We start from the raw sequence: 10038 nt of genomic DNA on the forward strand, positions 1-10038 counted from the left end.
TGAGCGGTTTAGATGTTTTCGCCGCAAAGAGAACTATAGCTATTATGATGAGCATCCAGGAGAGCTGGTCGAAGAGCGCTCCCTTCTTGTCGCCGTTCTTCCACTTGACCATGAAGCCGATGGTGTAACCCGTGAAGAGGTGGGCCAGTCCTATGGCCAGTGCCAGTATGAGCACGAACAGCGGATCCCTAAGCGAGTCGGCTATCCTCCAGAAGTGTGCGTTCGGATTGCCGGTGATGTACTGTAAAACTACGTCGCCGGCGTTGCCGAAGTAACTGCCAAAGAGTACTCCCATGAGCATTGTGAAGGATGAACTCCAGAGCAGGGCGTAGGCGAACCTGTAGGTTCCATCGTTGAACTTTTTATGCCCCTTGACGAGGAGTGCAGCTATTATGCCGACTATAAGACCGTACATGAAGTCGGTGAGCATGAAGCCGAAGAAGAAGGAGTATGTGAACGCTATTATCGGTGTGGGATCAATTTCATCGTATCTGGGGACGCCGTACATTTCGGTGAGCATTTCGAAGGGCCTGACCCACTTAGGGTTCTTGAGCTTGATCGGTATCTCCTCGATTTCATCCTTGGTAGGCTCTCTGATGTTTATGTAAGCTTTGCCCTCGGTTACACCCTTTATACCCTCCAGAACCCTTGGAACCTCGGGCCTTGGGAGCCAGCCGGAGAGGGCGAAGGTCATGTTGGTTCTCGCAAGCATTGGAAGAACTGAAGCCTTGTCGCGCTCGTTCTCCATGAGTTCCTGATAAAAGCGGACGTCCTCATAGTACTTCTCCGCCAGTTCCTCGGCTTCTCTCTTGGCGCTCTCAAGGTCTTTGAACCTAGCGTCAAGCTTCCTCCCATACTCCTTTAGGAGTTCGGAGGGCCTCCCTTCACCTTCCGGGATCTCTATCCTCTCGAAGGAGTGCTTCGCGAGAACCGAGTTTACACTCTCGTGGTCTTCTCTCAGTGTAGCCACGACCATCAGAACCCTGTCCTTGAAGTCCCTTGTGACGACTGCCACCCTTCCCCCTGTGGCTTTTTTCAGCTCGTCGAGAAGGCCCCTGAACCTCTGCCTTTCGGCGGAGCCGACGGTCACCTCGACGAGACCGCTGTGCCTCAGGTAGCTGACTTCTATGTCGAGTGAGGAGAGCATCTCAAGGGTGGCCATTGACTCCTTTATTCTCTCTATCTCGGTCTGGATTGAGCTTATCTTTGACTCAACGGCCTTTATTTCGGGCTCGGCCTTAGCTAAAAACGCCTCAACATCTTTGATCAGCTTCTCGATGCCTTTGTAGTGGTAAGTCCTCTTGGGCCTCTCTCGGGGGGAGAAGAACTCCTTTATCCCTCCTCCCGGGTTTCTCCTGTGGGGTCCAAGGAACTCGCTCAGTCTTGAAATTGTTATCGAGTACGAAGCGGCCTTCCGGTAGTATTCGTTCGGCGCGTCCCTCTGAGCTATCTTGACCTCCGCTTCCCTTATTTCAACGACCCCGGCCTCGTGGAGGTATGTCAGTAATTCATCCTTGTACCTGTTGAGCGTTATTACCTCTAGTTTGACCATCTCTTCGGGTCTGAACATTTCAGCCCCCTCTTATCAGTTCTATTCCAGACTCCACTGCCTTCTCGAAATTGGACTCGGCCTTTTCACGGAGGGCAGATACCTCATTCTCCCCCTCCTGGAGGATCTTTTTCGCTTCTTCTTCGCCCTCAACGCGAGCCTTTTCTATTAGGCCCTCGGCCTGTCTCTGGGCGTCTTGGATTATCTCCTCCTCAAGGGCTCTGGCCTCTTCCTTCGCCTTCAGGACAAGCTCTTTGGCCTCGCTCTTCGCCCGCTCTATGCGTTCCTCTGCTTCCTTTTCTGCGTCCACAATACGCTTGATGACGTCCTCCATGAGTAGCCCCTCCGATGACCCTGAAAACAGGTGAGCTTTTCGCCAACTTTGGCTTCCCTAACTAGTTTAAATAGTTTGCGGTATGAGAGTCCAAGGGTTTGAAAACGAAAAGAAAAGGTGCTCAGCTGGCTTGGACTTCTTCGCCTTTGACCTTCTTTTCTAGTAATTCTTTCACCTCGCTAAGGACGCCGTTCTTGGCAAAGACAATTATCTGGCCCTTCTTGGGCAACTTCGTGTCTCCAGAGGGTATTATCAGGTTGCCCTTTTCATCATAGACCGCTATGATCAGGGCATCCTTCGGGAGCTTTAAGTCCCTCACAAGCTTTCCTGAGACCTCGCTGTCCTCGTCTATGATGAAGCGGACTATCTCGGCTCCTTCCTTCGGGAAGAGGACTCTATCAAAGCCCGGAGCCGTGATGTTTCTGCTGATGTACTCAGCGGCTATCTCTTCTGGGCTTATGACGAAGTCGAAGTACTTCTTCAGGTCGGAGACCTCCTCAAAGATGCGCTTGTTCTTCGGATTGCTTATCCTCAGTGATGTTCTAACGTTGGGGTTCAGGTTCTTTGCTAGTATACATGCCAGAAGGTTGGCGTCGTCCTTGCCCGTTAACGCCGCAAAGGCAGCAGCCTGCTTTATGTTGGCCTCTTCAAGGGTTTTCGTATCGGTCGCGTCGCCCTGGATCACCAGGCCGTTCACCATTCCCGAGAGTTCCTTAGCCCTCTCCCTGTCAAGCTCTATTATTGTCACATCATGTCCGTCTTCCTCCAGCATCCTCGCAACGAGGTAACCAACTCTGCCAGCTCCCATGATTATAACGTACATCCCTACTCACCGATGAGGTACTTGGCTATCTCGGCGTAGGCCGGCCTCGTGATGAATATGCCTATCAGAACTCCAAGTATCGTCGTTACCGCGAACCCCTTGAGGGTTCCAACGAAGTAAACCAGCAGGAAGCTCATAGCTGCTATAGTGGTCGCTGCAGAGGCGAAGATTATGAAGAACGCCCTCCCTATCCTCCTTAAACTGCCGGCGCGCCTCGTTATCCTGGTGGCCCTTTCACCACCGAGAAGCTCGTCGGTTATGACTATCTGCTGGTCAACCCCGGTACCTATCGCCGCTATGATGCCTGCTATACTCGGGAGGTCGAGGTTCCACCTGATCAGCGCAGCGGTTCCGAGGATTATGATGACCTCGAAGAGGCTCGTGCTGGCCACTGGTATGGCTATCTTCCAGCGTCTGTAGTGGAAGTAAACTATGAGGAGAACCGCGATCAGAGCCGCAATGCCTGCATAGAGTGCTTGGGTCTTGAAATCTTCGCCGAGCTTGGGTGAGATGAACTGCATTCCGATGATGTTTAGCTTGACCGGGAGTGAACCGCTCTTCAGAACTGTGTAAACAGTCTTGGCCTCCTGCTCCGCGGTAACCCTGTTGGACGCGGAGCCACTTATCTGGACGTTTGTCTGTGGCTGGCCGTTTGCGAGCCCCTCTCCCAGGGAGTAGGGCCCGTAGAGGCCGAGAACCTGTTTTACTAGCGTCTTGTCGTCGACGCCTTGGGGACGGGCAACGTACTTAACGCTGGCGTTAGCTGCCTTGAGGTTTTCATAAAGGCTCTGTGGAACGTCAATGAGCACTATAGGCTTTCCTCCGGCGAGTTTTTTAAGTTCTTCAGCGCTCTGGCCAGTGTACTCCACTGTGGTTATATTCAGCGCGTTCTTGATCCTCTTTATGAGGAAAGGAGCATCTGGTGCCTGAGCATTGAATGCTGTGCTGTTCATTAGGCTGTAAATGCTCTTCGGAACCACAAGGATGGAGTTAGTCGGTGGGTCGAGAAACATGTCAACGGGCCAGCCGGCCTTTCCCTTGGCCAGCTTGGCGAACTTTTCGGCTGCAGCCTTCGAAATCCTGAATGGAACCGCCCAACTGTTGTCAGGTTTTATCTCGTACGGGCCTACGTAGACGATGTCCTTGCCGCTTCCAAAAATTACGCCGTCGAACTCCATGTAGAATACACCTTGGCTTTCGATGACCTGCTTTATCTGGTTGGCTTCCTCCGGACTGGTGACGTTCGCGACTTTGATTAGGACTATCTGGTTTCCCTGGCCTTCAACGCCTATGTCCCTCAGGCCGAGGGTGTTCAAACGCCTCTGGAGGGAGTCAACAACGACTTCCATTGTCTTCTGGTCAACCGGGTGCTCTGTCTGGGCCACTATTGCTACGCCACCGGCTATGTCTATTCCAAAGGTGAGCGGCCTGAAGTAGAGCGTCACTATTGAGCCAGTGAGGAACAGTATGAGCAGGAGAACCCTCCAGCTCAGGAGGAGCTTCTTCAGCCTTCTGTTCATGAGCCAACCCCCCTTGAGAGGTACCATCTAAGAACGCCGGCGTTGAATATCCATGTGTTCATGAAGTCCGCGAGGAGGCCGAATATGAGGACTATCGCGATGTTATCAATTGTCGGGGATGTTGAGATCAGCCAGAGCATGAAGAGGGCCCCCAGCGTTGTCGTGCTCATAGTGAAGCCAGTTGAGACTGCGCTTAGATAGGCCTCCTCTATCGTGTCCTCCTTCCTCCTGGTGAGCTTTGTCGTCAGGAGGATGTTACTGTCAACGGTGTAGCCTATGAGCATGAGAAGTGCCGCTATGGTTGCGGTCGTCAGCTGTATCCTGAATATCCCCATTGATGCCACCGCTATTACCATGTCCGAGAAGGCTGAGAAGATTATCGCCAGGGACGACACCGGGTTTCTGAAGAAGAGGAAAACCACGATCGCCATCGCTATAAAGGCGAACGTCACTGCCTTGATTCCCTGTTTTTTGGCCAGCTCACCAAAGGTTGGCTGAACCTCGCTGTGTGTATACTTGGCCTTTGGGAATCTCGTCTTTAGGAGACTTATTATCTTCAGCGGATCAACGCCAGTTGGCGCGTACACCCTGATTCCAGACGTTCCCTCAACGCTTCTGAAGCTCTCAACACGGACGTTAACGCCGAGCTGGTTGTCGAGCCACTTCTCCATCTCGTCAGGGTTCACGCTGACTCCATAGGCAGTTACGACGACACCGCCCTTAAGATCTATTCCCAGGGGAGGGAAGTGGACGGCCACGAGGAGAAGGGCTATTATGAAGACTGCAAGGGGATATATAATCATCTTCTTCGGTTCCATTTCAGCCAGAAACTTCAGCTTTTCCTTTTTCTTTGTGCGGAACTCTTCCTTAAAGGAAGGTTCCTTTCTGCGCTTTTTCTTCGCCATAAGTTCACCCCGGGGCAGTTGTTGTCCTGAGTTATGGAGTAGTTGTGGGGTGAAGTTTTAAAATTAGTGGTTGGGGAGCATTCCTCTCCGGTCTCAAAAGGAGGTGTATGATTGGTCTTATGGGCTGTTGGACAAAGATCCTCAGGATTAACTGAAAACAGTGAGGAAAAAGCCATTTAATTTGATAAAGCTGGGTTCAGGACATTACAGGACTGAAACAGCCCGTTAATTATCGTTTACTTTCGGGATTAACTTTAAAAAGGGTGCCGGCTACCCCCAACGGGGGTGAGAGCCATGAGCGAGATAGAGACTATAGGGTTCCACTACGTTGTTGAGGCAGCGGGTTGTGATTCTGAGATTCTGGGTGACGCCAACAGGCTTAGGGAGATATTCCTTGAGGCTGCAAAGGCGGGGAAGATGGAGGTCAAGATGACGCATTTCTTCAAGTTCTCCCCTACTGGAGTCAGCGGTATGGTCGTTGTTGCCGAGAGCCATCTCTCAATACACACTTGGCCGGAGAAGGGTTACGCTGCGATAGACGTCTACACCTGCGGCACTAGGGCCGACCCGGAAAAGGCCGTTGATTACATCCTCGACCAGATAAAGGCCAGATACGCTCACGTGAGTGAGATAAAGCGCGGCATCTACGAGGACGACGACACCTACACTCACATGATAATGACGTGGGAAGAGGCCCTGAGGAGAAATGGAAACGGATAGTCACAGCAGCTTCTCTATATCTTTCACCCTCTCCAGGGCGTCCCTTAGGACGGCCTTGATGTTCTCGATCTTGGCTTCGAGCTGTCTCTTCTCCTCCTCAAGCCTGCTGGCCTTTTCCTCAAGCTCCTCCTTCTCCTTTTTGAGCTTCTCGCACTCCTCAACGGCAACGAGCTGACCACCCCTGGCTAGAACCTCGATGTTCTTGACGAGCTCGTCGAGCTTGCCCTGCTTTATGAGTTCGTAGGTCTCTCCGATAAGCTGACCTGCCTTCGTCTCTCCCTTGAGATGTTTCCTTATCGTCTGCTCGGTTCTGCCGAGTTCCACGGCTATCTCCGGGACCGTCATTCCTGCCTTCTCCCTGGCTATCGTCCCGGCCGCTACCGCCAGACTGTCAACCCATGTGAGTCTCTCGGCTGGATCCTTTATCAGCTCTATGACTTCCGGCCTGAACAGGGTCGCAAAGAGGAGTATGCTCTCAAGCCTGTGTATCTCCTCCCTCCCAATCGGGTTCAGCGGAACCTCCACCATCTCCACCACCCCCTTCAGAGCTCAACAACGGTTTTCCTCTTGAGAACCTTGTCCGGGTAAACAACTATTCCCCTGTCAGTGATCTCGAAGGGGTGCCTCCTCATGGAGTGACTGGTCCCGCGCATCTTCCAGACTATCAGCGAGCGCTTAAGCTCACCATCGATTTCATCCAAATCGAGCCTTATTATACCATCAACGCCGTGTTCAACGCCGGGTCCGCCGAAACCGCGCTCGCCAACGCTTATCTGACTGACAAAGATGCTCGTGACACCCAAACCCGCTAGAACCCTCTTCAGCTGCATGACGATCCCCCTGGCAAGGGCGGGCTTGTTGATGTAGAGTGTTGTGACCGAGTCAATGGCAATGCGCTTCGCATTTATGTCTTTGATTGCCGTCCTGAGGACGTCTATGAACTCCCTGACGTCGGTGAGGTCGCGGACTATGTACTTCTCGTACTCCCTGCTCTTGCCTATGCCTGCTGTGAAGGCATCGACCATCGCGAACAGTCCTTCCTCCTCGTATTTCCTGACGTCCCAGCCGAACCCGGCCATGTTCTGTCTCGCCTGAAGGGGGTGCTCCTCTAAAGCCACGTAGATGCTGGGTTCACCCATCTGAAGGCCGTTCCATAGGAACTGCTGGGAGAAGAGGGTCTTCCCGGTTCCGGGCCCACCGCTGAGAAGGACTACGTTCCTCTCGGGGATTCCACCGTGGAGTATCTCGTCCATTCCGGGGATTCCCGTCTTCACCTTCCTGACCATGGGCGCCACCCCCTTTAGTAACTTTTTGTTATCATAGATCCTAAAGCAAAAGGACTTAAAAAGGTTACGTTAAGTGAGAAAAAGTACCCGCTAGAGGGTGTAGTGGCTTTTTAGAACAGCTGGCAGAAACTGGAAAAATGGTTCTGGCGGGCCGGGCGGGATTTGAACCCGCGGCCACGGGGTTAAAAGCCCCGCGCTCTAACCAGGCTGAGCTACCGGCCCACGCCCGTTTTGGGTAATTCAGGGGAACTTTATAAGTTTTGTCCCGCTTCAGCGGGCATGTATCTCAACTATGTCTCCGTCTTCAAGAACGTGATCCGCTCCAACCCTTTGGCCAGGGAACTTAACGCTCTTACCCCATACTCTGGCGTATCGGAAGTTCTTGGCGAAGTCCTTGTGTATCCTCTTCGCCAGATCCATAACCGTCGAGCCCTTCTTTAGTGCAACCGGGGGGTAGGCTGGCTCCTCTCCCGGGCTCTTCGTGAAGACCCTGATAATTCCAGCCAGCTCGTAGAGTCCGTCCCTAAGCCTGTCGAGGTTTATTCTCCTCCTCGCTGAGACGGGGATTATCTTGAAGCAGTCTCCATAAGCTTTGAGGAGCTTCTCGTAGTTCTCCTTACTGCCCGGGGCGTCGCCCTTGTTGGCTATGATTATTGCCCTCTTCCATACGAGGCTCTCATCGAGGGCATCGGCGAACTCCTCAAGTGTAACCGGTTCCTTTACCGTTATCTCGGCCGAGTGGATCCTCTCCTCCCGGAGCATCCTCATGACTTCCCTGAGGTCGCCCTTTATGTTCTCCTGGCCGTTGATCACTATCCCTCCGGTGGCGGTTCTCTTTATCTCTACCCTCGGCTTCCTCTTGTTGACCTTGATTCCCGCCCTCTCGAATTCCCTCAGAAGGGTTTCCATCTGTTTTATCGGGTTCTGTGAGAGGTCAACCACTATCGCGATTGCATCCGCATTTCTTATTACGCTGAGGAGCTGGGGTCCCATCCCCTTTCCGAGCGCAGCGCCCTCCACGAGCCCCGGGACTTCAACCAGCTGTATCGGGACGTCCTTGTGGTGCATCATGCCCGGGATGGGCTCGACGGTTGTGAAGGCGTAGTTCGCAACGTCAACGTCTGCGTTGGTGAGCGCCTTTATGAGCGAGCTCTTCCCGACGTTGGGAAGCCCGGCGAGAACTATCTGCGCGGCACCCTCCTTCCTGACGCTGAAAGAGTAGCCACCGCCTTTCTTCTGCGCTCTCTGCTTTTCCAGTTCCCTCCTGAGTTCGGCGAGCTTCCTCTTTATCTGGAGCCGGAGCTTTTCCGTCCCCTTGTGCTTTGGAACCGTGGCGTACATCTTCTCAAGTGCTCTAATCTTCTCAGGTATCGTCTTTGCGTTCCTGTACTCCTCCTCGGCCGCTAGATATTCAGCCGTGACGTTCGTTGGCATCACTGTTCACCCCGGCCGGACTAAAAGACGAACGGCCTTTTATAAACGTATGGTCACTTGAAATCGGCAAATTTATAAGGACTTTCGAAAATTTTCCTGACGGTGGTGGAGATGACCAGAAGTGGTCTCGACGAAATCGACCGGAAGATACTCGCGATCCTCCAGAAGAACAGCAGGACACCCCTCCGCGAGATATCGAAGGAAGTTGGCCTGGCCGAGTCAACGATATATGAACGCATAAAGAAGCTGAAGGAGAGGGGCATCATAAGGAAGTTCACCGTTATACTCGACCCCGAATCTCTGAGCTTCAGGATACTGGCCTTTGTCCTCATCAAGGCCCACGCCGGGATGTACTCCCGTGTCGCCGAGGAACTCATGAGGTATCCCGAGATAGTCGAGGTCTACGAGACCACCGGAGACTACGACATGCTCATCAAGATAAGGACGCGTAGCAGCGAGGAGCTCAACGACTTCCTCGACAGGATTGGGGAGATAGAGGGCGTTGAATCCACCCATACGATGGTTGTCCTCAAGACTCACAAGGAGACGACGGAACTGCCCCTCTGAACATTTTTGTCCAGTTAGGGTTATAAATGTCCTTTCCAATTTTTTACGGGTGATAACATGAAGGTGCTGTTTCTGAGTGCCGATCAGTTTGAGGACGTTGAGCTGATCTACCCCCTCCACAGGATCAAGGAGGAGGGCCACGAGGTCTACGTTGCCAGCTTCGAGAGGGGGACGATAACGGGTAAGCACGGCTATCCGGTGAAAGTTGACCTGATCTTTGAAGAGGTCGATCCGGATGAGTTCGACGCCCTCGTCCTCCCGGGCGGAAGGGCTCCTGAGCGAGTCAGGCTGAGCGAGAAGGCCGTAATGACAGCCAGGAAAATGTTTGAAGATGGAAAGCCTGTAGCCAGCATCTGTCACGGGCCACAGATACTCATCTCGGCCGGAGTTCTCAAAGGCAGGAAAGGAACTAGCTACGTCGGCATAAAGGACGACCTGATCAATGCCGGCGTCGAGTGGGTCGACGAGCCCGTCGTTGTCGACGGCAACTGGATTAGCTCAAGGCATCCCGGTGACCTCTACGCCTGGATGAGGGAGTTCGTTAAGCTCCTCAGGTAATCCCAATTTTTAAATACCCCCTCCCGTAGAAAATACCGGTGGGGGAATGGGGAGAAGGGAGAAGAAGTTGAGGCGCTCCAGAAAGGGCAGGGTGCTCTTCGGGGTTCTTGGAGGAATAGCCGAGTACTTTGACCTTGATCCAACTCTCGTCAGGCTGTTCTTCATACTGCTCTTCGTATTCTACCCGGTTCAGATGTCCCTCCTCTACCTCCTGGCGGCTTTCGTAATACCTGAGGAAGAGAGAAACGGGGAGGGGAGTGATGACTTCATAGAGGAGACCAGTAAAAAACCATGGGAAGGTTCCATCGACATCAAGCTCCTCGCAATAGTTCTCATAGCCCT

The 10038-nt window shown here is 52.9% G+C and carries 12 protein-coding genes and 1 tRNA gene; 4 read left to right on the forward strand and 9 right to left on the reverse strand.

Going from position 1 to position 10038, the window contains the following annotated elements; all coding sequences use genetic code 11:
* The 5 genes from MVD07_RS02405 to MVD07_RS02425 form a co-directional block, all read right to left on the reverse strand.
* Window positions 1-1570 (reverse strand): V-type ATP synthase subunit I (locus MVD07_RS02405; RefSeq protein ID WP_297498156.1); only part of this gene is annotated, 1570 nt, incomplete at its 3' end.
* A 1-nt stretch (window position 1571) separates the two neighbouring features.
* Window positions 1572-1883 (reverse strand): V-type ATP synthase subunit H, encoded by a 312-nt coding sequence (locus MVD07_RS02410; RefSeq protein WP_297498159.1) that lies wholly within the window; start codon window positions 1881-1883, stop codon window positions 1572-1574.
* Window positions 1884-2004: 121 nt separating this feature from the next.
* Complete coding sequence (locus MVD07_RS02415; RefSeq protein ID WP_297498162.1) at window positions 2005-2706, reverse strand: TrkA family potassium uptake protein; 702 nt, start codon at window positions 2704-2706, stop codon at window positions 2005-2007.
* Window positions 2707-2708: 2 nt separating this feature from the next.
* Window positions 2709-4226 carry a preprotein translocase subunit SecD gene (locus tag MVD07_RS02420; RefSeq protein WP_297498164.1) on the reverse strand — a complete coding sequence of 506 codons (1518 nt, stop codon included), beginning with the start codon at window positions 4224-4226 and terminating at the stop codon, window positions 2709-2711.
* Complete coding sequence (locus tag MVD07_RS02425; protein WP_297498166.1) at window positions 4223-5131, reverse strand: protein translocase subunit SecF; 909 nt, start codon at window positions 5129-5131, stop codon at window positions 4223-4225. The genes MVD07_RS02420 and MVD07_RS02425 overlap by 4 nt, the downstream gene beginning before the upstream one ends.
* Before the next feature lie 294 nt (window positions 5132-5425).
* Here MVD07_RS02425 and speD point away from each other — a divergent pair, with 294 nt between their 5' ends.
* A complete protein-coding gene (speD, locus tag MVD07_RS02430; protein WP_297498169.1) occupies window positions 5426-5851 on the forward strand; it encodes an adenosylmethionine decarboxylase in 426 nt (141 codons plus the stop codon).
* On the opposite strand, the gene MVD07_RS02435 is transcribed toward speD, so the two are convergent.
* The 4 genes from MVD07_RS02435 to MVD07_RS02450 all read right to left on the reverse strand — a co-directional run bounded on the left by MVD07_RS02435 (window position 5852) and on the right by MVD07_RS02450 (window position 8571).
* Window positions 5852-6376 (reverse strand): hypothetical protein, encoded by a 525-nt coding sequence (locus tag MVD07_RS02435; RefSeq protein WP_297498183.1) that lies wholly within the window; start codon window positions 6374-6376, stop codon window positions 5852-5854.
* A 17-nt stretch (window positions 6377-6393) separates the two neighbouring features.
* Window positions 6394-7137: a KaiC domain-containing protein gene (locus tag MVD07_RS02440; RefSeq protein WP_297498172.1), complete on the reverse strand. Its 744-nt coding sequence runs from the start codon at window positions 7135-7137 to the stop codon at window positions 6394-6396.
* Between the two features lie 144 nt (window positions 7138-7281).
* Window positions 7282-7359, reverse strand: a tRNA-Lys gene (locus MVD07_RS02445).
* Between the two features lie 48 nt (window positions 7360-7407).
* Entirely contained in the window at window positions 7408-8571 is a 1164-nt protein-coding gene (locus MVD07_RS02450; protein WP_297498174.1) for a GTP-binding protein, read from the reverse strand.
* A gap of 111 nt (window positions 8572-8682) precedes the next feature.
* On the opposite strand from MVD07_RS02450, the gene MVD07_RS02455 reads away from it, so the two are divergent.
* The 3 genes from MVD07_RS02455 to MVD07_RS02465 all read left to right on the forward strand — a co-directional run.
* A complete protein-coding gene (locus tag MVD07_RS02455; protein WP_297498185.1) occupies window positions 8683-9138 on the forward strand; it encodes an Lrp/AsnC family transcriptional regulator in 456 nt (151 codons plus the stop codon).
* Window positions 9139-9195: 57 nt separating this feature from the next.
* Window positions 9196-9696 (forward strand): deglycase PfpI, encoded by a 501-nt coding sequence (pfpI, locus tag MVD07_RS02460; RefSeq protein WP_297498177.1) that lies wholly within the window; start codon window positions 9196-9198, stop codon window positions 9694-9696.
* A gap of 46 nt (window positions 9697-9742) precedes the next feature.
* Window positions 9743-10038, forward strand: a 296-nt coding sequence (locus MVD07_RS02465) for a PspC domain-containing protein (protein ID WP_297498180.1), incomplete at its 3' end; no start/stop codon positions are given.

Source organism: Thermococcus sp., assembly GCF_027008145.1.
Taxonomy (GTDB): domain Archaea; phylum Methanobacteriota_B; class Thermococci; order Thermococcales; family Thermococcaceae; genus Thermococcus.

Bases quoted from the DNA above. Each gene is read 5' to 3' on its own strand.
- MVD07_RS02455 (WP_297498185.1), top strand. From the start codon at position 8,683: ATGACCAGAAGTGGTCTCGACGAAATCGACCGGAAGATACTCGCGATC.
- MVD07_RS02450 (WP_297498174.1), bottom strand. From the start codon at position 8,571: ATGCCAACGAACGTCACGGCTGAATATCTAGCGGCCGAGGAGGAGTAC.
- pfpI (WP_297498177.1), top strand. From the start codon at position 9,196: ATGAAGGTGCTGTTTCTGAGTGCCGATCAGTTTGAGGACGTTGAGCTG.
- MVD07_RS02415 (WP_297498162.1), bottom strand. From the start codon at position 2,706: ATGTACGTTATAATCATGGGAGCTGGCAGAGTTGGTTACCTCGTTGCG.
- MVD07_RS02420 (WP_297498164.1), bottom strand. From the start codon at position 4,226: ATGAACAGAAGGCTGAAGAAGCTCCTCCTGAGCTGGAGGGTTCTCCTG.
- MVD07_RS02410 (WP_297498159.1), bottom strand. From the start codon at position 1,883: ATGGAGGACGTCATCAAGCGTATTGTGGACGCAGAAAAGGAAGCAGAG.
- MVD07_RS02440 (WP_297498172.1), bottom strand. From the start codon at position 7,137: ATGGTCAGGAAGGTGAAGACGGGAATCCCCGGAATGGACGAGATACTC.
- MVD07_RS02425 (WP_297498166.1), bottom strand. From the start codon at position 5,131: ATGGCGAAGAAAAAGCGCAGAAAGGAACCTTCCTTTAAGGAAGAGTTC.
- speD (WP_297498169.1), top strand. From the start codon at position 5,426: ATGAGCGAGATAGAGACTATAGGGTTCCACTACGTTGTTGAGGCAGCG.